The sequence below is a fragment of the Rhizobium sp. Leaf306 genome, assembly GCF_001423425.1.
Taxonomy (GTDB): Bacteria; Pseudomonadota; Alphaproteobacteria; order Rhizobiales; family Rhizobiaceae; genus Neorhizobium; species Neorhizobium soli.
Genome location: NZ_LMNX01000002.1, coordinates 460,302 through 483,385, shown reverse-complemented (window position 1 = coordinate 483,385; position 23,084 = coordinate 460,302). Strand labels below are relative to the sequence as shown.

At 60.9% G+C, this 23,084-nt stretch carries 24 protein-coding genes and 1 tRNA gene; 8 read left to right on the top strand and 17 right to left on the bottom strand.

Going from position 1 to position 23,084, the window contains the following annotated elements:
• Positions 1 to 106 precede the first annotated feature (106 nt).
• Positions 107 to 1,342: a peptidase T gene (pepT, locus tag ASG19_RS10170; RefSeq protein WP_062456009.1), complete on the top strand. Its 1,236-nt coding sequence runs from the start codon at positions 107 to 109 to the stop codon at positions 1,340 to 1,342.
• A gap of 99 nt (positions 1,343 to 1,441) precedes the next feature.
• Complete coding sequence (locus tag ASG19_RS10165) at positions 1,442 to 1,672, top strand: hypothetical protein (protein ID WP_062456007.1); 231 nt, start codon at positions 1,442 to 1,444, stop codon at positions 1,670 to 1,672.
• 9 nt (positions 1,673 to 1,681) lie between these two features.
• Here the strand turns inward: ASG19_RS10165 and ASG19_RS10160 are convergent, their stop codons facing one another.
• The gene (locus tag ASG19_RS10160; RefSeq protein WP_062456004.1) at positions 1,682 to 2,395 is read right to left on the bottom strand and encodes a Crp/Fnr family transcriptional regulator; all 714 of its coding nucleotides are present in this window, start codon (positions 2,393 to 2,395) and stop codon (positions 1,682 to 1,684) included.
• Between the two features lie 224 nt (positions 2,396 to 2,619).
• On the opposite strand from ASG19_RS10160, the gene ASG19_RS10155 reads away from it, so the two are divergent.
• Positions 2,620 to 2,973 (top strand): hypothetical protein, encoded by a 354-nt coding sequence (locus ASG19_RS10155; protein WP_210168446.1) that lies wholly within the window; start codon positions 2,620 to 2,622, stop codon positions 2,971 to 2,973.
• Here ASG19_RS10155 and ASG19_RS10150 read toward each other — a convergent pair.
• The 3 genes from ASG19_RS10150 to ASG19_RS10140 all read right to left on the bottom strand — a co-directional run bounded on the left by ASG19_RS10150 (position 2,970) and on the right by ASG19_RS10140 (position 5,114).
• Positions 2,970 to 3,608: a Crp/Fnr family transcriptional regulator gene (locus ASG19_RS10150; protein WP_244476135.1), complete on the bottom strand. Its 639-nt coding sequence runs from the start codon at positions 3,606 to 3,608 to the stop codon at positions 2,970 to 2,972. The two genes, ASG19_RS10155 and ASG19_RS10150, sit on opposite strands and share 4 nt — an antisense overlap.
• A 146-nt stretch (positions 3,609 to 3,754) precedes the next feature.
• The gene (locus ASG19_RS10145; protein WP_062457949.1) at positions 3,755 to 4,393 is read right to left on the bottom strand and encodes a nucleoside triphosphate hydrolase; all 639 of its coding nucleotides are present in this window, start codon (positions 4,391 to 4,393) and stop codon (positions 3,755 to 3,757) included.
• 58 nt (positions 4,394 to 4,451) lie between these two features.
• Positions 4,452 to 5,114: a phosphatase PAP2 family protein gene (locus ASG19_RS10140; RefSeq protein WP_062457946.1), complete on the bottom strand. Its 663-nt coding sequence runs from the start codon at positions 5,112 to 5,114 to the stop codon at positions 4,452 to 4,454.
• A 271-nt stretch (positions 5,115 to 5,385) separates the two neighbouring features.
• On the opposite strand from ASG19_RS10140, the gene ASG19_RS10135 reads away from it, so the two are divergent.
• Both ASG19_RS10135 and ASG19_RS10130 read left to right on the top strand, forming a co-directional pair.
• Positions 5,386 to 6,768 carry a sensor histidine kinase gene (locus ASG19_RS10135; protein ID WP_348271489.1) on the top strand — a complete coding sequence of 461 codons (1,383 nt, stop codon included), beginning with the start codon at positions 5,386 to 5,388 and terminating at the stop codon, positions 6,766 to 6,768.
• Complete coding sequence (locus tag ASG19_RS10130) at positions 6,765 to 7,430, top strand: response regulator transcription factor (protein WP_062455995.1); 666 nt, start codon at positions 6,765 to 6,767, stop codon at positions 7,428 to 7,430. The genes ASG19_RS10135 and ASG19_RS10130 overlap by 4 nt, the downstream gene beginning before the upstream one ends.
• An 11-nt stretch (positions 7,431 to 7,441) precedes the next feature.
• Here the strand turns inward: ASG19_RS10130 and ASG19_RS23875 are convergent, their stop codons facing one another.
• Positions 7,442 to 8,143 (bottom strand): hypothetical protein, encoded by a 702-nt coding sequence (locus ASG19_RS23875; protein ID WP_156466473.1) that lies wholly within the window; start codon positions 8,141 to 8,143, stop codon positions 7,442 to 7,444.
• Between the two features lie 390 nt (positions 8,144 to 8,533).
• On the opposite strand from ASG19_RS23875, the gene ASG19_RS10120 reads away from it, so the two are divergent.
• Positions 8,534 to 8,932 carry a DUF1236 domain-containing protein gene (locus tag ASG19_RS10120; protein ID WP_062455989.1) on the top strand — a complete coding sequence of 133 codons (399 nt, stop codon included), beginning with the start codon at positions 8,534 to 8,536 and terminating at the stop codon, positions 8,930 to 8,932.
• Between the two features lie 281 nt (positions 8,933 to 9,213).
• Positions 9,214 to 9,873: a peroxiredoxin gene (locus tag ASG19_RS10115; RefSeq protein WP_062455985.1), complete on the top strand. Its 660-nt coding sequence runs from the start codon at positions 9,214 to 9,216 to the stop codon at positions 9,871 to 9,873.
• Positions 9,874 to 9,936: 63 nt separating this feature from the next.
• On the opposite strand, the gene ASG19_RS10110 is transcribed toward ASG19_RS10115, so the two are convergent.
• From ASG19_RS10110 to ASG19_RS10090, 5 genes are all read right to left on the bottom strand, one after another.
• Positions 9,937 to 10,215 (bottom strand): hypothetical protein, encoded by a 279-nt coding sequence (locus tag ASG19_RS10110; protein ID WP_062455983.1) that lies wholly within the window; start codon positions 10,213 to 10,215, stop codon positions 9,937 to 9,939.
• Between the two features lie 126 nt (positions 10,216 to 10,341).
• Positions 10,342 to 10,431, bottom strand: a tRNA-Ser gene (locus ASG19_RS10105).
• 112 nt (positions 10,432 to 10,543) lie between these two features.
• The gene (locus tag ASG19_RS10100) at positions 10,544 to 11,599 is read right to left on the bottom strand and encodes a siderophore-interacting protein (protein ID WP_244476134.1); all 1,056 of its coding nucleotides are present in this window, start codon (positions 11,597 to 11,599) and stop codon (positions 10,544 to 10,546) included.
• A gap of 114 nt (positions 11,600 to 11,713) precedes the next feature.
• Positions 11,714 to 13,888, bottom strand: a complete 2,175-nt coding sequence (locus ASG19_RS10095; protein ID WP_062455978.1) for a TonB-dependent siderophore receptor — start codon at positions 13,886 to 13,888, stop codon at positions 11,714 to 11,716.
• A 140-nt stretch (positions 13,889 to 14,028) separates the two neighbouring features.
• Positions 14,029 to 14,916, bottom strand: a complete 888-nt coding sequence (locus ASG19_RS10090) for an AraC family transcriptional regulator (protein WP_062457940.1) — start codon at positions 14,914 to 14,916, stop codon at positions 14,029 to 14,031.
• A 132-nt stretch (positions 14,917 to 15,048) separates the two neighbouring features.
• On the opposite strand from ASG19_RS10090, the gene ASG19_RS10085 reads away from it, so the two are divergent.
• On the top strand, positions 15,049 to 15,822 hold the full coding sequence (locus tag ASG19_RS10085; RefSeq protein ID WP_062455974.1) for a siderophore-interacting protein: 774 nt from the start codon (positions 15,049 to 15,051) through the stop codon (positions 15,820 to 15,822).
• 45 nt (positions 15,823 to 15,867) lie between these two features.
• On the opposite strand, the gene ASG19_RS10080 is transcribed toward ASG19_RS10085, so the two are convergent.
• The 7 genes from ASG19_RS10080 to ASG19_RS10050 all read right to left on the bottom strand — a co-directional run bounded on the left by ASG19_RS10080 (position 15,868) and on the right by ASG19_RS10050 (position 23,083).
• Positions 15,868 to 17,301, bottom strand: coding sequence for an aldehyde dehydrogenase family protein (locus ASG19_RS10080; RefSeq protein WP_062455972.1), 1,434 nt, complete (start codon positions 17,299 to 17,301; stop codon positions 15,868 to 15,870).
• Positions 17,302 to 17,316: 15 nt separating this feature from the next.
• Positions 17,317 to 18,114, bottom strand: coding sequence for an NAD(P)-dependent oxidoreductase (locus tag ASG19_RS10075; RefSeq protein WP_062455968.1), 798 nt, complete (start codon positions 18,112 to 18,114; stop codon positions 17,317 to 17,319).
• An 81-nt stretch (positions 18,115 to 18,195) separates the two neighbouring features.
• On the bottom strand, positions 18,196 to 19,686 hold the full coding sequence (hutH, locus tag ASG19_RS10070) for a histidine ammonia-lyase (RefSeq protein WP_062455965.1): 1,491 nt from the start codon (positions 19,684 to 19,686) through the stop codon (positions 18,196 to 18,198).
• Between the two features lie 92 nt (positions 19,687 to 19,778).
• Positions 19,779 to 20,600 (bottom strand): PhnD/SsuA/transferrin family substrate-binding protein, encoded by an 822-nt coding sequence (locus tag ASG19_RS10065; RefSeq protein WP_062455964.1) that lies wholly within the window; start codon positions 20,598 to 20,600, stop codon positions 19,779 to 19,781.
• Positions 20,600 to 21,316 (bottom strand): ABC transporter ATP-binding protein, encoded by a 717-nt coding sequence (locus ASG19_RS10060; protein ID WP_062457937.1) that lies wholly within the window; start codon positions 21,314 to 21,316, stop codon positions 20,600 to 20,602. The genes ASG19_RS10065 and ASG19_RS10060 overlap by 1 nt, the downstream gene beginning before the upstream one ends.
• Positions 21,297 to 22,076, bottom strand: a complete 780-nt coding sequence (locus ASG19_RS10055) for an ABC transporter ATP-binding protein (protein WP_062455961.1) — start codon at positions 22,074 to 22,076, stop codon at positions 21,297 to 21,299. Before ASG19_RS10055 ends, ASG19_RS10060 begins: the two co-directional genes overlap by 20 nt.
• On the bottom strand, positions 22,073 to 23,083 hold the full coding sequence (locus ASG19_RS10050; RefSeq protein WP_062455958.1) for a branched-chain amino acid ABC transporter permease: 1,011 nt from the start codon (positions 23,081 to 23,083) through the stop codon (positions 22,073 to 22,075). The genes ASG19_RS10055 and ASG19_RS10050 overlap by 4 nt, the downstream gene beginning before the upstream one ends.
• Between the last annotated feature and the right edge of the window lies 1 nt (position 23,084).

Sequence of the window (23,084 nt, the reverse complement as noted above, 5' to 3'; positions counted from 1 at the left end):
GATAGTCATCGCTCCTGAAATCAAAGGTCCCGTCCAGCACGGGACCTTTTGCATTTTGGAGATGTCAGGCTACAGTCCGGCTTTGATTTGATCCGGATATTTGCTCATGACCGATACCGTTACCGACCGCTTCCTCCGATACGTCGTCATCGATACCCAGTCGGATGCCTCCTCACCCACCCAGCCATCGACCTCGAAACAGCTGACGCTCGGCCGTGTTCTGGTCGCAGAACTGCTGGAGATCGGCCTCTCAGATGCGCATCTCGACGAACACGGCTATGTATATGCGACGGTGCCATCCAATACGGGTAAGAACAACGTGCCCGTCGTCTGCTTCTGCGCGCATATGGATACGGCACCTGACTTCAGCGGCACCGATGTCAAGCCGCAGGTAATCCGTAACTACCAGGGCGGCGATATCGCACTTCCCGGCCACGCGGGTCGCGTGATCCGCGAGAGCGAGCACAGGGAACTGAAGAACCAGATCGGCCACGACATCATCACCTCCGACGGCACGACGCTTCTCGGCGCCGACGACAAGGCGGGGCTGGCCGAGATCGTCACGGCCGCGAAATACCTGATCGACAACCCCGACATCAAGCATGGCGCCATCCGCCTCCTGTTCACGCCCGACGAAGAGATCGCCCGCGGTGTGGAAAAGGTCGACATTCAAAAACTCGGCGCCGATTTCGGCTATACGCTGGATGGCGAAACAGTCGGCACGATCGAGGACGAGACGTTTTCTGCCGACGGGGTCGAGATCGCCATCACCGGCGTCGCGATCCACCCCGGGTTCGCCTACGGCCGGATGGAGAACGCGATCCGCATCGCCGGCGCCATCGTCGATCGCCTGCCAAAACACATGGCGCCGGAAACGACGAAAGGCCGGGACGGCTTCATCCATCCGACGGATCTGAGCGGCAGCATGGAGAAGGCAAAGATCAGCCTGATCATCAGGGACTTCGCCGACGAGGGTTTGAAGACCAAGGAGACGTTGCTCGAGGATATCGTCAAGGACGTCATGCACGACTATCCCGGTTCGACCTACACGTTCACCGTCATCGAGCAGTATCGCAATATGAAGCTGGTGCTCGACCGTCATCCTGAGATCGTCGAGAATGCGATCGATGCGATCAAGCGGGCCGGTCTGACGCCGAAGCGCGGCAGCATCCGCGGCGGCACTGACGGTTCAAGGCTATCCTTCATGGGCCTGCCCTGCCCCAACATCTTTGCCGGCGGCCATGCATTCCACTCCCCGCTGGAATGGGTCAGCAGCCAGGATATGGAAAAGGCGGTCGACACGATCGTTGAACTGGCCAAGCTCTGGGAAGAGCGCGCCTGAGCCTATGTACGCAACCGTACAGTCTTTGCCGACATGAACACGGATCTGGAACCTAAGCGAGCCTCGCGGGTATGAATAAAAAGCTCGCTAGGTACCCACATGCCCCGATTTTATTTCCACGTTCGTGACGGCAAAGATTTGATCGAAGACGAAGAAGGCAACGATCTTCCGGATCTTCCAAGCGCCCTGGCCGAGGCCGAGGCGTCTGCGCGCGAAATCATGGCCGACCGGTTGCGACAGGGTCGTCCTTCCGTCTCACCAATGATTGAAGTTCGCGACTACAAGGGAACGAAGGTTGGGGAGTTCTCCCTGCCCGCGGCGACAAACTGAGGTCGACTTCTACCTCAAGGGTCCGATCAGACGCTCGTATTCCCGCTCGCATTCCCCGTAGGCATCTTTGGCGAAATCCTCGAGTGCGCTACGGTCTCTGACGATGATCATGCCACGCTCGGAGTAGATCAGCTTGCGACCTTCGAGCAGATGCAAGGCCGTCGTCACGCTCGGTCGGCGGACAGCCAACATGATCGAGAGGAATTCGTGGGTAAGGCTGATCTCGTCGCCGTCGGTCCGATCGTGACACATCAGGATCCACCGGGCCAGACGTTCGTCGATGTGATGGACGGCGTTGGACAGTGACGTGTAGGCCCCCTGGACCGACAGGGCCTGGCTGTAGCGCGTCAGAAGGTTGAGACAGGCGCGATCCTTCAAAGCCAGCTTCAACTGATCTGAGGCCAGACGGTAACCACGGCCCTCCACTTGCATAAAGATCGAATAGGGGTCCGATTCCGCGTCAAGGACCATCGCCGTGGGGGTCATTCCGTCGCGACCAAAAATTCCGATCTCAGCATGCTGCCCTTGCGGAGACCTCGCCACAATCGAGGCGATACCGGATTCCGGGAAATAGGCGTGCAGGGGCGTTTCGTTCGGAGCCGATAGCTCGGTTCCGCGCGGAAGATCGACATGTTCGAGATGCGGCGCAATTGCTTCGAAGCTTTCTCGGGGCATCAGCCGGAGAAGCGAATTCCGGACCGTATCTTTCTGAATGTCACCCATCGCCAACCCTTGAAGGCAGAGACCAGCCTGCTCGGCCTATGGAGATATCTCCGCCTGAATAGAATGATTCCATCTATGTCCATAAAATAAGCGAGACAACCCGCTTCCCAACGTCGGTACGCTATCAGACCAACGGACAAAGTCCGAAGCAAATTGATTAGAACGAATCCGCGCTTTCAACACAGTGACCCTTTGGAACTGGTTTGTCGAAACATATGATTTTATTGCTTGAAGATCAGCCGCTCATTTCGTTGGATATCGAGGACGCGCTCGGGGCTGCTGGGCTGAATAACGTTATCAATCTGCGCTCGAAACAAGCTGCGCTGGAATGGCTGCAGAAGAATGTTCCGAGCATTGTCATTCTCGATCTTCATCTGACCGACGGTGATTGCTACGGGGTCATCCAGGTGTTGCATGACGCTCGCATCCCATTCGTGGTCTACTCGGGCAGTGAAAAGCCGCAGGACTGGGAAAACGAGCTCTTCAGCGATGGCGTCTGGATTGACAAGCCGGCCGATCCAGCGTTCGTCGTTTCCGTCGTCGAGCAGAAGCTCGCCGCGGTTTCAGCCAGAGCTTAGACTGACGCTGACATCTCCATCACGCGCTGATATTCAACCTCACCTCCGCCATAGCAGTCGGCTGCGAGTTTCTCTAGCGCCGGACGGTCTCGCACGACGATCGTTCCCCGATACGAATGGATCATTTGCCGACCTTCGAGCACATGCAGCGAGGTCGTTACACTCGGACGCCGGACGGCAAGCATGATTGCCAGGAATTCGTGCGTGAGGTTGACTTCGTCGCTGCCTGTCCGGTCGTGACACATCAGGATCCATCGGGCCAGACGCTGCTCAATCGTCTGGGTGGCATTGGTCAGCGCAGTCAGAGCAACTTGCACCGAAGAAACATGCGCCCACCGGAAAAAGACCCGGCGTATCTCCGGCCTGCTCCAGATGAGGTCAACCATCTGCCCGACCTCGATGCGTGCGCCGTGCCCCGGAACCTGCATGATGACCTTGTACGGGTTACGATCGGATCCCAGTATCGCCGACGCGGGAGACATGCCTTCCCGCCCGAACAGTCCGATCTCGGACTGCTTGCCGCGCGCAGAGATCGCGACGGTCGACCCGATCCCGGAATAAGGGAAATAGCAGTATCGGTCGACTTCGTCCGGCCCGGAAAGGAGCATGCCCTGCGGCAATTCGAGCTCCTCCATGCAGCGTTCCGCGTGCGAGTAGTCGTCCTCGGACAACAGGGATAGCAGCGTGTTGGGTGATCGCATTGGTTTTCACCCGTCCTCTGTGATCGTTACCCTGTTATATTTGGATCACGAAGTCGATCTGTGTAGACCCCCGGGAGCACTTATCGTGCAGCTTCGAGATCCAGTCTTTCGAGAACCAGATCGGCGCCCTTCGATTTTTCGAGCACCAACCGAACATTCGGCATGTCGTTTCCGTGGATCTTGTCTTCGAACGCCTGGCCGGCGAGACCGTAGAACGTCCATCGCGCCTCCAGACGCCGTTGCAACTCCTCGATCGGCGGGGCGAGCAGGATCCGGTAGTCGAACAGCGGTGCAAGACGCTCCCAGCCACCCTCGCCCAGCAGAAGATAGTTGCCCTCGATCACGATGAACCGATGGCGTGGCGAGACGACCCGTGCCGCAGCGATCGCGAGTTCGCGCGACCTGTCGAACACGGGCACGAGCACTTCATCCTCGGCCGCTTTCACGGCCTGGACGACATCGATAAAACCGCGCAGGTCGAACGTATTGGGCGCCCCCTTGCGGGCGAGCAATCCGCGCTCCTCGAGAATGCCGTTGTCCATGTGGAAACCATCCATCGGCAGGACTTCGGCTGTTTCCCCCCGTCCGGAGAGCTTGGATGCCAGAATGTCGGCCAGTGTCGACTTCCCCGCTCCGGGCGGTCCTGCGACCGCGATGAGCGAGCGAGACTTTCCCTCCTCCGTCTTCAGGATAAGGTCGCACAGTTCGTCGAGTTGCATGTCCGCCATCACTATTGCCTTTTCGTTTGCCCACTCATTCCCGACGCGGTCGCTTCATTCAAGATGCGCGTGACGAAATATACCGTCGTGCGACAATCCAGCAGCCGGCAGCCCAGGCTGCACCCGCACACCACCCCGCCATCACGTCTGTTGGATAGTGAACGCCGAGATAGAGGCGGCTGAGACCGACCAGCAGGGTCAGCAGGATGCCGGTCGCGAGGAAAAAGATGCGGGTCGAGCGATATTGTTCGGCACGGGACAGCAGCGCCGCAAGGGTGAGATAGGTCACCGCCGAAAGCATCGCATGCCCGCTCGGGAAGCTCAGGTCGTGGACATTGACGAGATGCGGTACGATGTCCGGCCTTGGCCGCGCCACGCCGAGCTTGAGAAGGTTGCTGAGCAGCCAACCGCCGAGAATGGATAGAAACATGAAGACGGCGATCGAGCGGCGGCCCGCGAGCAGAAGATAGATCGTGGCAAGCACGGTCATAAGCGATAGCACGGTAATGCCGCCAAGCGCGGTGATGTCACCGACGGCATGGGTCAGCCAGTAGGGCCCGATGGGCACCGAAGGGTCGCCTGCCTGGCGCAGAGCAAGCAGTATCCGTTCGTCGAATTCGTGCGTTTCGCCATCGATCACGATACCGGTCAGGCTGATGAACAGGAAGAGGCTACCGGCCAGGAGTGAGAACATGATCAGGCCAAGAGGCTCAAACGTCATGAACCGCTCGGCAATGATCGTTCTCAGGCGTTGCAGCACGGCATCGTCTCCGGGTTTGCATCATCAGCCGCGATGGCGACGACGTCGTTGTCGGTTTCATTGCTGCAACAGATAGGCAGAAGAGACGTGAAGGCAAAGAAGGTGCATGAAGAATGTGTTGTGGAGGCATCATCGCTCCTTTCGCGACACGGCCACAATTGATCCTGCTTTCGGCTGCCATAGGTATGGTTCGATCAATCGAGGCCCCGGGGCATTGCTGAAGACAGGAATTTTGGAACGCTGGAACCAACAGACGCTGGCGCGGCAATTTCTGTTTGCCGGCGGCATCGTGTCCATCGTTGCAATGCTGCTGGTCGGCGCCTTCGTGACGAACCTCATCGAGGATGCGGTCACACGCAATTCTGCGGCCACCACCGCACTCTATGTCGATAGCATCATTGCGCCGATCCTGCCGGATCTCAAGACAACGGACACGCTCGACGACGTGACCAACCGCGTTCTCGACGAAACCTTCGGTCAGGGCGCTCTCGGGAAGCAGGTCGTCTCCTTCAGGCTATGGCGCGCAGACGGCACCGTTCTCTATGCGACGGACAAAACGATCCAGGGCAAACGTTTCCCGCCGGGCAAGGATCTGACCGCAGCCTTTTCCGGCAAGATGGTCGCACAGTTCGACTATGTCGATGATGCCGAAAGTTTCGATCAGCGCAGTTTCGGAAAGCCGCTTCTCGAAATCTACAATCCGATTCTGCAGCCGTGGTCCGGCGAGGTGATCGCGGTCACGGAATTCTACGAGATCGCCGATGATTTCCAGCAAAGCCTGTCGCAGGCGCGCCTTCAGAGCTGGCTGGCCGTCGCCGGGGTCACGACGACGTTCTTCCTGCTTTTGTCGGCGATCGTCTTCAGGGGCAGCCGGATGATCGAGGCGCAGCAGCGCAGCCTCACGGAGCGGGTGGTGGACCTGCAGAGCCTGCTGACCCAGAACAGGACCTTGCACAGCCGTGCACAGCGCGCGTCGCAACGCGCAACAGCGTTGAACGAAGGCTACCTCCGGCGGCTGGGCGCCGACCTGCATGACGGCCCCGCCCAGCTTGTCGCCTATGCGGCGCTGCGAGTCGACAGCGCGCTCCTGGTCGATCCGGAAGCTCCCCGCGATGTCCGGGAAGCGGAGATTGCTGCAATCAAGGCGCGCTTGCAGGAAGCGATGGATGAGATCCGCAGCATCTGCAGCGGGCTTGTCCTGCCGCAGATCGAGACGGCAGCTGTGCCGGAAATCCTCGAAAAGGTCGTTGGCGCTCACCGCGAGCGGACTGCGGCGACCGTTGACCTCAACGTCGCATCGCCCGCCAGACCGCTTCTTCCTTCCGCCAAGATCTGTATCTACCGGTTTGTCCAGGAAGCGTTGAACAACGGATACAGGCACGCCGCTGGCGCAAACCAGACAGTCACCCAAACCTACGAAGGCAACATGATCATTGTCGAGGTAAGCGACGATGGACCCGGCTTCGACAAATCCACTATGAGGCCGGAAGGATTAGGGATCGCTGGTCTCAGGGAGCGGATTGAAAGCCTCGGGGGAACCTTTGATCTCGCGACGTCTTCTCGTGGAACAACGGTCAGAATGTCGCTGAACGTTCATGAATCGGAGCATGTATGAAAGCCCCAACCAGAATAGCCGTCATCGACGACCATCCGCTGTTTCGCGAGGGAGTGATCCGCAGCCTCTCTGAAATGGAGGGTTTCGAGATCGTGGCGGAAGGTGGCTCTAAGGACGAGGCGCTTCATATCGTCGAGCATATACGCCCCGACGTGATGCTGATGGACATCTCGATGCCCGGAAACGGACTGCAGGCTGTCGCCGGCGCCGTCGAGGCCTGGCCCCCTATCAAGATCGTCATGCTGACCGTATCGGAAGCCAACGAGGACATTGCAGGTGCCCTGAAGCTTGGAGCCAAAGGCTATGTTCTGAAAGGCATCGGATCCCGCGAACTGGCCGATGTCGTCCGCACCGTTGCCTCTGGAGAACCCTACCTGGCCCCTAGCCTCTCCGCCCGGCTTCTCGCCGGCATGGCAAAGGAACGGGAAAATGCCGCCAAGCAGGATCTGATGGCGGAATTGACGGATCGCGAACAGGAAGTCCTCAACCTCGTGGCATCGGGTCTCAGCAACAAGCGGGTGGCGCAACTGCTCGATCTGCATGAGAAGACGGTCAAGCACCACATGACGCGCATTCTGTCGAAACTCAAAGTCTCCAACCGCACCGAAGCAGCGCTGGCCCTTAGGGATGCGACCGAAAGTCGGACGGGCGGAGCAGCCTAGCGCGGTATCCGTTAGCGGCTTAGCGTCTCAAGTCTCTTTCGGTCCGATCGTGTGGCCTCGCGGTTCACGATCGGTCTTTGCCGTGAATCCCGCATCTCGTACCGATCGCCTGAGATCCGCTCTGTGGTTCCGTTCGCATGACGAACAGACAGCGAGCGCGAATTCTTAGAGGTCTTCTTCCGTCCTTCGGCCGAGACGTCCGGTGTCTCGGGTTCCGTCCCGATCGCATTGTCCTTTTGGGTGCCGGTGTTCTGCGGTCCATCTGTCACGGCTCCATTCGCCGGAGCATCCGAGGGTGTCCCCGACGTTCCGGCATTTTGCGCGTCCCCGCGATTGCCCTCTCCCGGCGCACCGCTACCAGAGCCGCCCTTGCCCCCGTCACCCTTCGATCCGCCATCCGCGCCGTCACCCGCTGAGCCGCCGCTCTGCCCTGACCCGCCTTGGCCTGAACCACCTGGGCCAGAGCCACCGGGACCAGAGCCACCCGAGCCAGAACCACCTTGCCCCGAGCCACCCTGACCCGAGCCTCCCTTGCCACCATTACCGCCGGCTCCGCCCCCAGACCCTGCACCGCCATTGCCTTGCGCCTGTGCCTGGGCGATGCTGATCAGCATTCCATCCGACGCCACATCGAAACGAAGCTGCACAGGCAGAAACACCGTGACGAATGCTGCGGTGGTGACGGCGGTGAGTATGTCTCGGCGTGTGATCATCTGTTGGCTCTTCAAATGTGCCGTGACAAAGGGCGCATTGCCCGTCGTATCGGCCTCTTGCCACATGAGGTGTCAGCATCCCGCCTGCGCAGTGCACTGAGTATTTGAAATCCATCGGCCGCCGGAATTGTTCCGTCTTTTCCGTCTCTTCGGCAAGATCAGCGAAGTGTCAGCCTTTGGTCCCATACCGCACAGGACTGAAGCCCAATGGCTGGAACGAACCACCCGTTCGGCCATTGTCAGGTCGTATCAAGGCGCTGAACACATTATCCTTTTGGGTATCAGGACATCGCCATACTCATCCAGAACGGGGTCGGAAACGACCGTTGCATCTGGCGGAACATAAAACTGCCGGGCCGGTCCCGTCGCAGGCATCGAAAGGTAAACGTTATGAAAACGAAGATCCTCGTTCTTTCTACCCTTCTCAGCATCGGCATTGCGCCGGTCGCTATGGCGCAGCAGGGCACGGTTAATGGTGCAGCAGGCGGCGCGGTTACCGGCGCAATCGTCGGCGGACCTGTCGGCGCAGCCGTTGGTGGCGTCGCTGGCGCGATCGTCGGCAGCGCAATCGATCCGCCGCCGCAGCGCGTCGTCACCTATGTCGAGCAGCAGCCGATGCCAACCGAACGCGTCGTCGTCAAGGAGCGCATCGTGGTCGGCCAGGCGGTTCCTGAAACCGTCGTTCTCTCGCAGATCCCAGAAGCGCCGGAATATTCCTACACGGTCGTCAACGAGGAACGCGTGATCGTCGATCCGCAGACCCGTAAGGTCGTCCAGATCATCCGCTAATCGCGGTCGAAGGATTTCCCGTCAGCCTCGCCTTCCGAAAGGAATGCGGGGCTGATTTGCATTCAGACGCCGGTCATCGGCGACGAACCCAGACCGCGCAATGCGACTTCGATATCGTTACTCGATGCGCAACTTTTCGCCCCATCTCGCTCGCAATTTGGAACAAACGTGGTGGTATTCAGTGGGCCGACCGCTAATATCCAACGTGACCCAAAGGCGGCGCCCGACCGGGTATGTCGCCGTCACCGATCACAATGCGAAAAGCACTGGAGGACTTCATCATGAGCCTGCGTATCAACGACATCGCCCCGGACTTTACTGCCGAAACAACCCAAGGCACGATTGAATTCCACAACTGGATCGGCGATGGCTGGGCGGTTCTGTTTTCCCACCCCAAGAACTTCACGCCCGTCTGCACCACCGAACTCGGCACCATGGCGGGGCTCGAAGGTGAATTCAGCAAGCGCGGCGTCAAGATCGTCGGCATCTCGGTCGATCCTGTCGAAAGCCACGGCAAGTGGAAGGACGATATTCGCACAGCCACCGGCTACGATGTCGATTATCCGTTGATCGGCGACAAGGATCTGAACGTCGCGAAACTTTATGACATGCTGCCGGCAAGCGCCGGGTCATCGTCTGAGGGCCGCACACCTGCAGACAACGCGACGGTACGTTCCGTCTATGTCATCGGTCCAGACAAGAAGATCAAACTGATCCTCACTTACCCGATGACAACAGGTCGCAATTTCAATGAAATCTTGAGGGCGATCGATTCGATCCAGCTGACGTCAAAGCATCAGGTCGCAACGCCCGCCAACTGGCAGCAGGGCGACGATGTGATCATTACGGCAGGGGTTTCGAATGAGGATGCGCTTGCGCGCTTTGGATCGTTCGACACGGTTCTTCCGTATCTGCGCAAGACGAAACAGCCGTCGGCCTGAGCCTAAGGTCCAAATGTGAAAACAGGCGCATGGAAGAAATCCATGCGCCTGTTTCAGGTCTAATTAATCGCGCTCAGCGGCAGTGTACAGAAGGAAGCCGATTGCGGCTCCAATCGCAAGCGCGCCGACGAGTGCGCCGGTTGCGGTACCCGGGTTGCGGCGTACGACCTCCGAAATGTCATGGCTGCCGTGCTTCAACTGCCGCGCCACCTGGCGGGCACGCGGTGCGAGATAGCTGGATGCCTCGCTTGCCGAAGAGCTGGCCTGTTTCATGAGAGCCGAACGCAGGTCGGCGAGCTGATCGGACAGACGATCGATGTCGGAGGAAATATCGCGAGCCATGGGGTATCCTTTGTGATAGGTGAATGACTATCAACGGGTACGTCGCGAGGTGGTTCCTGACTTATCTTTCTGAAGGTGCAAAAGTTCCCAGAAAAGATGTCGAGACGAAACGATCTGGGAAAATAGTGGCGGAGAAGATGGGATTCGAACCCACGATACCCTTCCGGGTATACTCCCTTAGCAGGGGAGCGCCTTCGACCACTCGGCCACCTCTCCGCACTGTTCCCAAGAAGGGAACAATGGCGTCCTACCTGCTTCGCCATGCCGGCGTCAACCATGTTGCCGCTCACGCCTGACGATTAGGGCATTTGCCCCAATGCAATCTCAGTCAGTGCTTGTTCTCGCCCCAGTATCCGATCACGCACATGCGCTTCTTGTCGTGGCCGCGGGACTTCAGATGGTTGCGGATCGGCCGAGCTTCGGACTTCTCGCAGCCGATCCAGATAAAGGCTTCAGCCCCGGCCTGCTCGATGACGGGAAGAACGACCGGGCCAAGAATGCCGGCTTTGCCAGGCGCAATGCCCTTGCGATGCAGCCAGGTGATCTCGACAGATGCGCTGGAGCAGAGTGGCAACTGATCGGCAACGTCGTCGACTTCGATGAACACCTGCAGCCGCGCATCGGCAGGCGCTTCGGCGAGGATGCGGGAAATCGCCGGCAAGGCCGTATCGTCGCCGGCAAGGATGATGTGCCGGGCATCCGGCAGACCGCCGCCGCCGGGTCCGAGCAGACCTGCGACATCGCCCGGTTCGGCATGGCGGCCGAACTCGGCACCCGGCATCGGCCGGCCGTCGCTTTCGTGTAGAACGAAGTCGATATCCATCTCGCCGCGGACCACATCGACGCTGCGGATCGTGTAGATGCGGATCACCATTTCGTCTTCGCCGTTCAGCCAGCCGAGGCGACCATCCGCACGGGTAACCGGCCAGACGGGCTTGCGGCCCTTTTTCGGGATCAGCAGGCGAATGTGGTAGTCGGCGCCGACGAACCGGGCAATGTCGTCGCAGGCAAGCGTCAGGCGGCGCATATGCGGCGTTACATGCCGTGCGGCAACGACGCGAATTTCGGTAAGGCCCGGGATCGGCGTCAGGACCGCTTCGTCATGCCAGTTCAGCTCAAGCGGCTCTTCGCCGGCAAACATGAAAAGATGCTCGGCAATCGAGCTGCGCACGAGCTGCAGCAACTGCGCCGACGGGCAGGAAATATCGATCGAAAGGCAGCCGCCCTGCTTGCGGATATTGGCTTCGCCAACCTCGCTTGCGAGATTGACGTGGTCGCCGTCGCGCTTGACCTCGCTATGCTCGACGAAATGTTCGCAGATCTCGCACAGCATGCGCTCCGGGTCGACCGGAATTGCCTGGCCGGAAAGCGTAAACCTGTCCATCAACATTCCCGTCGCGCTCCTCTGCGCTCACCCGTTCGTCAACAGTCTCCATGAGCCGGTCAGTGTGAAAGGCCCCGTAGGGCCTTCCTGCTAAAGTTTACTCAAGTTGTCAAGTTACCAAACCTTACTGACTTTCAAGGTCAGCGTACGGGCTTCGCCGTAGCCGCAGAAATACATCGTGTTGCAGCCTGCGACATATTCCTTGTCGAACAGGTTGGTCACGTTGAGAGCAGCTTTCCAGTCGTTCTTTTCATAACGGATCCCGGCATCGAACACCGTTGCGTCCTCCACGCGAAGCGTATTGGCGTCGTCAGCCCAGGACTTGCCGCGGTAGCGCACGCCGGCCCCTAGACCCAGGCCTTCGAGCGGTCCGTCCGTGACCGTGTAGTCCAGCCAGAGCGATGTCTGCGCGTTCGGCACCACCGCCGGCGTATTGCCCTCCAGCGAGGAATCGCCAGGGTTTTCGGTGAACTCGAGATCGGTGTAGGAGGCGGCAGCGATGAGCTTCCAGTTGCGATCGAGATTGAACTTGCCTTCGAGTTCAACACCGCGTGAGCGGACTTCGCCGAGCTGACGGTCACCGATGGCCGGGACACTGACCGTGTAGTTCTGCTTGTCGATCTGGAATACAGACGCCGTCAGACTTCCGTCGAGCCAGGTCGGCTCGTACTTGACGCCGGCCTCGTACTGCTCGCCTTCTTCGGGCTTCAGCGCGCCATCCGCACCGGTGCCGACCAGCGGGCTGAAGAAGGTGGCGACGCTGGCATAGGGCGTCACACCGTTTTCGAATTCGTAGGCGATGCCCGCACGGCCGCTCCAGGCGGTATCGTTCAGCTTGGCATCACCGGTGCCAAGGCGGTCGTCCACCTCGCTTTCAAGATAATCGAAGCGACCGTTGAGGGTGGCGACCCAGCCTCCGCCGAACTTGATCTGGTCCTGAACATACGCACCGACCTGATTGATCGTGTAGATCTGATGCGTCGAAGGCACGAGTGTTGGTGTTGGCAGGTCATTGCTCGGGTTGAGCGGATCGTATTGCGGCGGATAGGAACCGAAGGGTGTCGCGAGCTGATCGTTGTCGAGACGGTAGTAGCGATAATCCACGCCAGCCATCACCTTGTGGCTCGCGCCGCCAAGCTCGAACTCGTTCTCCAGCCGGTTGTCGATATTGAACGAGTCGGCCGAAGAGCGCACGTCGTCTGCGTAGGTCAGCACCAGACCATCGGTCTGCGAGAGGAAGTCGAACGCGTAGATCTGGCGTTCGCGCTTGTCGAGATGCGCGTAACGCAGGTTCTGCGTGAACTTCCAGCCGCTATCGAACTCATGCTCGAACTCGTAGCCGACCATTGCCTGGGTCGAACGACCGATGTCGAAGTCGGGGTCGCCGACAAACACGTCTCGGTCAAGCTTGCCGAACACGGGATTGTTTTCCACCGTGCCGGTATAGGGCAGCAGACCGTTGGACGTATGGGTCTGATCGAGCTTGCTGACGGAGGCCCAGACATTGAGGCTGGTCGTGTCGGTCGGCTGGAATGTGATCTGCGGCATGAACACGCCGCGGATATCATCCTGCTCATCCGAATAGCCCTGGCCGCCGGAAAGCTTGCCCGTGAAGCGGTAGCTGACGACATCGCTGCCGAGCGCCTTGTCCGAGAAGTCGAAGCCGGCATAACCGCTGCCGTTGCTGTCCACTCCGAGCTCGGTGTAGAAATAGGGCTCGTCCGTGGGGCGCTTGCGCACCAAGTTCACGACACCGCCGGCATTGGCGCCCCCGAGCAGAACCGATGCCGGGCCTTTGAGAACTTCCACGCGCTCCAGCAGGAACGGATCGATCTGGAAATTGCCGAAAGCGTGACTGGTCAGAGCCAGATTGTCGTAGAAGAGACCCGTCTGCGAAGCGTTGAAGCCGCGCACATAAATCCAGTCGGTATCGGGATCAGAACCATAAGGCTGCGCAAAGACGCCGGGCGTATAGAGAAGCGCCTGATCGACCTTATCGACGACGCCGCGGTCCTCCAGCTCCTCGCGTCCGACGACGGATACGGACTGCGGAATTTCATTGATCGGCGTATCGGTCTTGGAACCCGTGGTCGTCTGCTTGGCAACGTAACCCTCAACAGGGCCGGTACCGCCGCCTTCCGTTCCTTGGCCCTCGATCACGATCGGTGCAAGCGTTGTCCCCTCGCTCTGCACCTGCGCCCGCGCGCTAAACGATGCGCTGAGCGCCATTAGGGCAACCCCTGCCCCAAGCGCCGCCTTCACCTTGTTCTTCCCCAAACTTCCACTCATATTCGCCCCACTCACGCCGCCACACTACCTGGCACAATAGATGAGTGTTTAACTCAAATTAAACGCCGTCGCTTGCCCGCATCCGCGATATTTGAACGATCTTGGGCAAAGTTGCTGGACTGAACCCCATCGCAGCCGATTCAAACCGAGTGTGACTTTTTCCATTTCGACGGCGTGGTGCCCACATGCTTGCGGAACACGCGGCTGAAATGGGCGTGATCGGCAAAGCCGCTCTCGACCGCGATTTCGGTCAGCGGCCGGGCGCCGGAAATCAGCATATGCTTGGCACGGTCGAGACGGGCATTCATCTGCCACTCGTGCGGTGCAAACCCGGTCGACGCCTTGAACGAGTGGCTGAAATGCGATTGCGACAACCCCGTCAGGGTCGCGATCTCCTGCAGTCGAATGCTGCGAAGGCAATTGGCCTCGATGAATTCCACGGCGCGCCGCAACTGCCACGGGGCAAGCGTGCTGCGCTTGCGAGCGTCCGACAGCTTGACGATCTTCAGCACATCGACGAGCAGCGCGACCGTCAGGCCATCGCCGTAGAGATCATGGAGCGGGTCCGGACTGGCGACTTCCGTCGCAATCAGCTGCGCCAGCGACATCACGCGCTGATCGGCAAACAGGAGATGCGGCTCGGTCAGACGCCGCGGATCGAGCTCGTCCATCAGCCGGCGCCGCAAACCATCCGCATCGAAATGAATGTCGAGGTGCCGCACATACTGGACGTCTTCGATATCCACCCACAGATCCATCTCGGCCGGGATATAGGAAATCGGGCTTTCGCAACTGTCCTGCGGCGAACCGCCCGCTCGTGGACTGCACTTCACCAGCGGCCGCCCGCCGCCGCGATGCTCCAACAGAATGAAAAGCCGCGGATCCTGCGCCACGTAATAACCGCCCGCATGCGGGCCGCATTCCACATCCCACAGATCTGCGGTGATACCATTCCAGTGCCGCCGACGCATGCCGCCGATGACCGAAAAACCTTCGATCTGGTTTCGCATCCGGGGCTGGAAGGTCATCGATTCACCGTGGCACATTAAACTTGTTTGTGATTATCAAGTTTAAGCGCTTGCATCAATCCCCGTGAATTTTCATGGTGGTTCTCTCGGACCGCTCGTCTTCTCGGGCTTTGAAGCGGTGAAAGGACAGACATGAACGACCTCTCCAACCCGTCACCCGCGCTGCCGTCCGGCCCGAAGATCGAGCGCTTCAAGCACGAGCTCAAACGGCGCAACCTGGTTGTCGAAACCGTCGCGGCCATCACGCCGAACATGCTGCGCATCACGCTGACGGGCGAGGACCTCGCCGACTTCGTCAGCAGCGCGCCGGATGACCACGTCAAGATCATGCTGCCCACATCCGATGGAGAACCAGAGCGCCGCGACTATACCCCACGCTTCTACGATGCCGATGCGCGACGGCTGGTAATCGACTTCGCAGTCCACGAAGCGGGACCGGCAACACGCTGGGCGCTTGAGGCGAAGCCCGGCACCGCGCTGTCGATCGGCGGCCCGCGCGGATCAGCGGTCATTACCGGTGTAAAGCGCTGGATCCTGATCGGCGACGAGACCGCGCTTCCGGCAATCGGTCGGCGGGTCGAGGAAGGAAGGCCCGGCGACACCATCACGGTGATCGCCGCGGTCGAGGGACAGGCCGAAGAACAGTCCTTCGAGAGCAAGGCCTCGCTCCGGACGATCTACGTCCACCGGCCGCTGTCGCACGCAACCGATGCCCAGCCGCTGATTACAGCGCTCGATACCGTCGAAATCGAGCCGGATACTTTCGTCTGGGTCGCGGCCGAAGCCTCTGTCGCGCGCGCGATCCGGGCCCATCTCGTGGAACGCCGCGGCCATGCGCTGCCGTGGCTCAAGGCCGCGGGCTACTGGGTCAAGGGCAAGGCGGATGCCCATGAGAAAATCGAATGAGGATGTCGCCCGGCACAGCGTCTGCCGTGCCGGGCTGAATATTGTTTACGGCAGCGTATAGGCCGTCTTTACCACGGTGAAGAATTCGGCTGCATACTTACCCTGTTCACGCGAACCGAAGGACGATGCCTTGCGGCCGCCGAAGGGCACGTGGAAATCGACGCCCGCCGTCGGCAGGTTGACCATCACCATCCCGGCTTCGGAGTTGCGCTTGAAATGCGTCGCATGCTTCAGGCTGGTCGTCGCGATGCCGGCGGAAAGGCCGAACGGCGTATCGTTGGCAACGGCAAGCGCCTCGTCATAGTCCTTGACGCGGATGACCGACACGACCGGTCCGAAAATCTCTTCCTGGCTGATGCGCATCTGGTTGGTGGCTTCGGTAAACAGCGTCGGCTGAAGATAGAAGCCGGGCGTATCGCGGGACACGACCTCGCCGCCGAAGGCAAGCTTGGCGCCCTCGCTTTTGCCGATCTCGATATAGTCGGTATCCTGCTTGAGCTGCCGTTCGTCGACGACGGGACCGATATGCGTGCCGGCCTTCAGTGCATTGTCAACGGTCAGTGACTTCAACTTGTCGGTCATGGCAGCCACGAACTTGTCGTGAATGCCTTCCGTCACGATCAGCCGCGACGAGGCCGTGCAGCGCTGGCCGGTCGAGAAGAAGCCGGAGTTGGCAGCGGCTTCCACGGCGACCGAAAGGTCAGCATCGTCAAGCACCACCATCGGGTTCTTGCCGCCCATTTCCAGCTGGAACTTGCGGTTATGCTCGATCGAGGCGAGCGCCACCCGCTTGCCGGTGCCGGTCGAGCCTGTGAACGTGATACCGCCGAGATCCCGGCTGTCGAGCATCGCCTGACCGACCACCGAGCCGCTTCCCATGACCAGATTGAGCACACCCTTCGGCAGGCCTGCGCGGTGGAGAATATCGACGATCGCCCAGGCGCAGCCCGGCACGAGTTCGGCTGGCTTGAACACGACCGTGTTGCCGTAGCAAAGCGCCGGCGCGATCTTCCAGGCCGGAATGGCGATCGGGAAATTCCACGGTGTGATAATGCCGATGACGCCGAGCGGCTCGCGGGTGATCTCCACAGTAATGCCCGGCCGTGCCGACGGCACGATCTCGCCGGTCAGGCGCAGCGCTTCGCCCGCGAAGAAATCGAAGATCTGCGCCGCGCGCGTCACCTCACCGATCGCTTCCGGCAGGATTTTGCCCTCTTCGCGTGCCAGCAGCTTGCCGAGCTCTTCCTTCCGGGCCAGGATCTCGTCCGCAGTCTTCTTCAGGATCGCGTGCCGCTCCAGGATGCCGGAACGCGACCATGCGGGAAACGCAGCCTTCGCCGCCGCGATCGCGGTCTTGGTATCCTCGGCGCTGCCGCGGGCATAGAGACCGACGACATCTTTCGTGTCGGACGGGCTGATGTTCTCGGACGCATCCGTGCCGACCCATTCGCCGGCAATCAGGTTCTGGTAGATCGTCATTGCAAAATTCCTATCTCAGATATCGTCCGGATGCCCGGCCGTGGTGAATGCACCGCCTTGATAAATGACCGCCGGATCGGCCGGATCGTCAACCGCCGCCGCCTCCACTTCCACGCGCCATTTGGCGGATGTGTCCTGTGGTCTCCAGCCAAGGAAGGACGCGTTGCCGTTGTCCCACCATTGCTCATCGTTTGCCGAAGCGCCGTAGACCACCGCATGGCCAAGCCGTGGAGCGGAAAAGGCCCGCCCGCAAAGCGATACGAAATCCTGGTAGCTCAGCCATGTTGCCAGCATACGACGGGTCAGCGGCTTGTCGAAGCAGGACCCGATCCGCATCGACAGCGTCTCCTGCGCGAATTTCTGCCAGTACATGCTGGCAACGGCCTCGCCGAACACTTTGGAAACACCGTAGAGCGAGTCCGGCTTCGGTGCGACGCTGTTGTCGATGAATTCGTCGCGTCTGTAATAGCCGACGACATGGTTGGAACTGGCAAATACGATGCGCGGCTTGCCGCTGTGGCGGGCGGCTTCATACAGATTGTAGAGGCCGACGATATTGGCCTGCAGGATCATGTCGAACGGTTTTTCGATCGAAACACCGCCGAGATGGATGATACCGTCGACGCCTTCAACCAGTTTGGCGACGGCTGCGGCATCGGACAGATCGCAGCGCACGAAACGCTGGTTCGCACCGGGGTCATCGATCTCAGTGAGATCCGACAGCACCACTTCTTCTGCAAGCTCGCTCAGCAGCGGACGAATTCCGCGCGCAAGCCCGCCGGCGGCGCCGGTCAGCAAAAGTCTCTTCAGCATTGATCCTCCCCAGGACAGCTTCCTATCACAATGTCATCATACATGATGACCTAACTCATACTATAAGATGCGCGAGGGAGGTCAAGCAGGCGGCGGCGGATTGCCGGCGATCAGTTGGCGCAGCACCTCCATATCCTCACCCAACGGGCGATCGTCCGCGTAGATAGCCACACGCTGTCGCACCATATCGTGGACGTCCAGGGTGCCGATCGCGGGAGAATTGGTTTCGGCGAGAATGTCCTGGGCCTGGACGCCCGCCATCAATTCGATCGCAAGCACCTGTTCGGCATTGTCGAGTATGGCGAGCAGCTTGTTGGCCGCCGCGGTCGGATGCGCCAAAAAGTCCTCCTGAAGCCCCGATGTGAGGCCGCCATCGGTCGCGGCGGGCGCGGCCAGCCGCCTGTTCTCATTGACGAGTGCGGCAGCGGTATACTGCGCGATCATGAAACCGGAATGGCTTCCCGCGTCGGTCGCGAGAAACGGCGGCAGGCCGTTCACCAGCGGATTGACCAGCCGGTCGATGCGACGCTCGCTCATGGCTGCAACTTGGGCAATGGCACTCGCAAGCGCATCGGCGGCATGACCAAGCGCCGGCGCCACCGCATGCGCTTCGGACCAGACGAGCGGCGCATCCGGCGTGCCGGCGATTGCAGGGTTGTCGGTGACGGAGGCAAGCTCCTGATCGACTGTCCCGCAGGCATGGACAAACACGTCGCGGGCGGCGCCATGCGCATGCGGTATGGCGCGAAGACTGAGCGCATCCTGTGTTCGACGCCCGACCGCGGCCGCGATGATACCGCTTCCCTGAAGACGCGACCGCAATGCCGCTCCGACCATAGCGATGCCGGCCGAATGTCTCAGCGCCAGCACATCCTCGTCGAAAGCGGCCATCTGGCACCCGGCAGCCTCCAGCGTGACAGCGGCAATGGCATCCGCCCAATCGAGCAGCCGTTCGGCACGCGCGAGCGCCACGCAGGCGAGACCGGTCGAGCAGGCGGTGCCATTGACGAGGCTGAGCCCTTCCTTGGCGCCGAGCACCAGCGGCTCGAGCCCGATTGCGGCAAGCGCCGCGCGGCCGGTCATCCGCTCCCCCGCCACGCAGGCATGTCCCTCGCCGATGAAGACGAGCGCCGTATGGGCATTGTGGATAAGGTACCCCGCCGAGCCCTTCGACGGCATATCCGGAACGCAATCGGCCTCGAGAAACCGGCAGAGGTATCGAACGATATCAGGGCGTACCCCCGAATACCCATGCGCGAAATTGGCGATCTGCGCCGCAATGACCGCCCTCACCTCGCGGCGGCCAAGCAGCGGGCCGACACCACAGGCATGGCTCATGACGATATTGCGCGAAAGCCGGCTCTGCGCCTCGCGATCAACGACCGTATCGGACAGCGCCCCGACGCCCGTCGTGATGCCGTAGGCCCTCGCGCCACTCTCCACCAACGCCTCGACGATGCGGCGGGCATAGGCGACGCGGTCCCAAGCCGCTGGCGAAAGCGCGAGATCCTCGCCTTCCGCAACGTGAGCGACATCACGCCACGTCAGTGCCTTGTCGAGAAGGATCGTCACGGGCAGCGTCCCTTGAAAGGCCGGGGTCGGCGAAGGCGCTACGATAGGCGTCTCAAGGGATAAGGCAAAGTCCCGGCAGCGGCGTCGATGTGTCAGGCGACGGCAGGATAGCCAAGCGCTGCGGCCTGCCGCTCAAGCTCGAGCAGGCTTTCGTAACGGGAATCGTCGAGAGCCGCGAAACCGGTCAGCGCCAGCACGTCACGCACATCCGTAAGCGACGGGTCAACGAGTGCTGCCTCAAGCGCTTCTCGCAAAAGCGCCACCTCGTCATCGGATGCAGATGCACGGGTGATCAGCGGCAGTCCTGGCCCAGACGGTGTCTCTGCCACCACGACGATATCAGCGAGATCTTCAGGCGCGAACCGCGCCACATGACCGTACGTGATGCAGTCTATCGCAGCGCAATCCGCCCTGCCCTTGGAAACCGCCGCGATGCTGGCGGCATGCCCACCGGTTTCGATGACCCTCCCGAAGATGCGGGATCCACGCGCAATCGGCGCGATCGCGGCGCGAAACAGATTGGCGCCCGAATTGCTGTCCCGACTGTTGATCGCCGCCGACCGCCCGCGCAGGTCCTCGAGCGAGACTATCCCCGCATCCTTGCGGACAATCACGAAGCTGCGCATATCCGGCCCGTCGCAACCCGGATAGGCATAGCAGGGCGTCGCCACCAGCCGCACGTTTCCGCGCAGACTGCTGACGTAAGGGTATCCGCAGGTCTGCGACAAAAGCAGCTCCGGCCGCATCCAGGCATCGTCATGGGAGATCGAACGGTCGAGCGTACCGGGAACCCCGGCCATGCCCGCATCGGTGAGCCTGCGGGCAACAAACGCCCACAGCGCATCGGTCGCCTCCGCAACCGGCAGCGGCGCGACATACATCGCCAGACTGGCGAGCCGCGCCGGGCTGTCCATCAATGCAAACCGCCGACACCGAGCAGACGGTCCACGGTCTGCTGATCCTTCGACAGAGCATCCGGCGTGCCGCTCCAGGCAATGCGCCCGCGCTCCAGAATGATGACATCTTCCGCGAAATCGAGCGCGCTCTGGATCCGCTGCTCCACCAGTAGGATGGTCATGTCGCCTGAGGTCGCAAGTGCCGCGAAGGCAATGATCAGTTCCTCGCAGATGACGGGGGCGAGCCCCTCCAGCGGTTCGTCGAGAAGCAACACGGAGGGACGGCCGAGAATGGTGCGGGCCGTCGTCAGCATCTGCTGCTCGCCGCCGGAAAGCTGGTTGCCCAGATTGCTCCGCCGCTCCTTCAGCCGCGGAAACATGGCATAGGCCTCCTCGATCGCATCCTTCGGGCGCGCCTTGAGGCCAACGAACAGGTTTTCCTCCACCGTCAGGCTCGGGAATACGCAGCGTTCCTGCGGCACATAGCCGAGGCCCGCACGGGCGCGGTCGGCGCTCGCGGCAGTGCTGATATCGGCACCGTCAAGCGCAATCCGTCCGCCGTAACGACGGGTCTGCCCGGCAAGGCTCGCAAGCAGCGTCGTCTTGCCCATGCCGTTGCGGCCGAGAACGGCCAGCCGCCGTCCAGCCGGGACCGTGACGGTGATGTCTTCCAGCACCCTGGTCGGGCCGTAGCCCGCCGACAGGTTTTCGATCTCAAGCGACGCGGCCGGCATCGGCATAGCTCCCCAGATAGGCTTCCCTGACGCGGGGATCGCGTGTGGCGTCGCCCGGCGCGCCGTCGAAGATGACAGCACCTGCGGCAAGCACCACCACCTTTTTGGCAAACCGGAAGACGAGATCCATGTCATGCTCGATCATCAGCACCGCCAGATCGGCCGGCAGCTCGTTGAGAGCCTGCTCGATCAGCCCTACATCGCTCTGCGGCACGCCGGCCGCCGGTTCGTCGAGCAGCAGCACTTTCGGCTTCAAGGCGAGCGCGATAGCGATCTCTAAAAGACGCTGCTGACCATAGGCGATCTCGCGGACCTTGCGGTGCATGAGCGCGGTCAGCCGCAACGTCTCGAGCCGGTGCTCCACCTCCTGCATCACATCAGGCATGGTCAGGAAATTGCCGAAGATGCGGCCGGACCGCCCTTCCCGCTGAAGAACCGCAAGGCCCAGATGCTCGGCTGCCGTCATATCCTGAAACAGCCGTGTCACCTGGAAGGACCGCACCAGTCCCCGTTTGACGCGAGCGCTTGCGTCAAGCCCCGTGATCACCTCGCCGCCCAGCCGTACCTCGCCGGAACTGGGGGCCAGCGTTCCCGTCACCAGATTGACGAAGGTGGTCTTGCCGGCACCGTTCGGGCCGATCAATGCCACGCGATCGCCTGCCGCCATCGACAGCGACACATCATTCGTGACCACCAGCCCGCCAAACGACTTTTTGAGGGAGACGACTTCGAACACGGGATTTCCGACAGCTGCGGTCATGGCCGTCCCTCCCGCCGTTTTTCAAGAAACGCCGCTACCGTTCCATAGATGCCTTTCGGCGCAAACAGAACCACGGCAATCAGAAGCGCGCCGACCATGGTCAGCCAGTGGAACGGATTGACCGAGGATACATAGTCCTGGAACATCATGAAGGCGACAGTGCCGGCAAGGGCCCCGAACAGCGAACCGGTGCCGCCGAGTGCCAGCATGACCAGCGCTTCCGCCGACTGGGTAAACGACAGCGTATCGAGCCCGACCACCTGCGTGGAGATGGCGTTGAGTGCGCCACCCAGCCCTGCGACCGCGCCTGAAATGCCATACATCTTGACGATTGCCCGCTTCGGCGAGGCGCCCATCGCCCGGATCCGCAGCGGATCCTCCTTCAGCCCGCGGCACAGCATGCCGAATGGAGACCGCACGAGAATGCGCAGGAGAACGAATACGACGAGCAGCATCACGACCGCAAAGACATAGGCCGTATTGCCGAACAGATCGAATTCGAAACGGCCGAAGATCGGATCCGGCGCGATCCCCGAAAGACCGTCGCTGCCACCGGTAAAGGACGACATCTTGTTGGCAAGCTCGTGAAACAGATGAATTAGCGCGATCGACAGAACCAGCTGCGGCAGGCCATGGGCACGCAGCATGACGAGCCCCGACAACAGCCCGGCAAGCGCTCCACCGATAAGACCCGCAAGCGTCATCAGCAGCGGATCGTTGATGCCGAAATGGGCAGACAGAATGCCGGCCGCATAGGCGCCGCTGCCAAACAGCGCCGCATGACCAAGCGTCGCCACGCCGCAATAGCCGGTGACCAGATCGAGCGACAGCACGAGCAGCGCCACCGCGATGATGCGCGTCAGAAGCGCTAGATTGTCCGGAAAGGCAAAATAGCCGATCGCCGCGGCAAGAACGATCACGCCGACCCCTACGACATCGCGCATCAGCGAACGGCGCCGGCGCCGGCGCATGGCGCCCATATCCCTTGAACTCACATCAACCGCCATT

Bases quoted from the DNA above. Each gene is read 5' to 3' on its own strand.
- pepT (WP_062456009.1), top strand. From the start codon at position 107: ATGACCGATACCGTTACCGACCGCTTCCTCCGATACGTCGTCATCGAT.
- ASG19_RS10165 (WP_062456007.1), top strand. From the start codon at position 1,442: ATGCCCCGATTTTATTTCCACGTTCGTGACGGCAAAGATTTGATCGAA.
- ASG19_RS10160 (WP_062456004.1), bottom strand. From the start codon at position 2,395: ATGGGTGACATTCAGAAAGATACGGTCCGGAATTCGCTTCTCCGGCTG.
- ASG19_RS10150 (WP_244476135.1), bottom strand. From the start codon at position 3,608: ATGGAGGAGCTCGAATTGCCGCAGGGCATGCTCCTTTCCGGGCCGGAC.
- ASG19_RS10145 (WP_062457949.1), bottom strand. From the start codon at position 4,393: ATGCAACTCGACGAACTGTGCGACCTTATCCTGAAGACGGAGGAGGGA.
- ASG19_RS10140 (WP_062457946.1), bottom strand. From the start codon at position 5,114: ATGACGTTTGAGCCTCTTGGCCTGATCATGTTCTCACTCCTGGCCGGT.
- ASG19_RS10130 (WP_062455995.1), top strand. From the start codon at position 6,765: ATGAAAGCCCCAACCAGAATAGCCGTCATCGACGACCATCCGCTGTTT.
- ASG19_RS23875 (WP_156466473.1), bottom strand. From the start codon at position 8,143: ATGATCACACGCCGAGACATACTCACCGCCGTCACCACCGCAGCATTC.
- ASG19_RS10120 (WP_062455989.1), top strand. From the start codon at position 8,534: ATGAAAACGAAGATCCTCGTTCTTTCTACCCTTCTCAGCATCGGCATT.
- ASG19_RS10115 (WP_062455985.1), top strand. From the start codon at position 9,214: ATGAGCCTGCGTATCAACGACATCGCCCCGGACTTTACTGCCGAAACA.
- ASG19_RS10110 (WP_062455983.1), bottom strand. From the start codon at position 10,215: ATGGCTCGCGATATTTCCTCCGACATCGATCGTCTGTCCGATCAGCTC.
- ASG19_RS10100 (WP_244476134.1), bottom strand. From the start codon at position 11,599: ATGGACAGGTTTACGCTTTCCGGCCAGGCAATTCCGGTCGACCCGGAG.
- ASG19_RS10095 (WP_062455978.1), bottom strand. From the start codon at position 13,888: ATGAGTGGAAGTTTGGGGAAGAACAAGGTGAAGGCGGCGCTTGGGGCA.
- ASG19_RS10090 (WP_062457940.1), bottom strand. From the start codon at position 14,916: ATGACCTTCCAGCCCCGGATGCGAAACCAGATCGAAGGTTTTTCGGTC.
- ASG19_RS10085 (WP_062455974.1), top strand. From the start codon at position 15,049: ATGAACGACCTCTCCAACCCGTCACCCGCGCTGCCGTCCGGCCCGAAG.
- ASG19_RS10080 (WP_062455972.1), bottom strand. From the start codon at position 17,301: ATGACGATCTACCAGAACCTGATTGCCGGCGAATGGGTCGGCACGGAT.
- ASG19_RS10075 (WP_062455968.1), bottom strand. From the start codon at position 18,114: ATGCTGAAGAGACTTTTGCTGACCGGCGCCGCCGGCGGGCTTGCGCGC.
- ASG19_RS10065 (WP_062455964.1), bottom strand. From the start codon at position 20,600: ATGGACAGCCCGGCGCGGCTCGCCAGTCTGGCGATGTATGTCGCGCCG.
- ASG19_RS10060 (WP_062457937.1), bottom strand. From the start codon at position 21,316: ATGCCGGCCGCGTCGCTTGAGATCGAAAACCTGTCGGCGGGCTACGGC.
- ASG19_RS10055 (WP_062455961.1), bottom strand. From the start codon at position 22,076: ATGACCGCAGCTGTCGGAAATCCCGTGTTCGAAGTCGTCTCCCTCAAA.
- ASG19_RS10050 (WP_062455958.1), bottom strand. From the start codon at position 23,083: ATGGCGGTTGATGTGAGTTCAAGGGATATGGGCGCCATGCGCCGGCGC.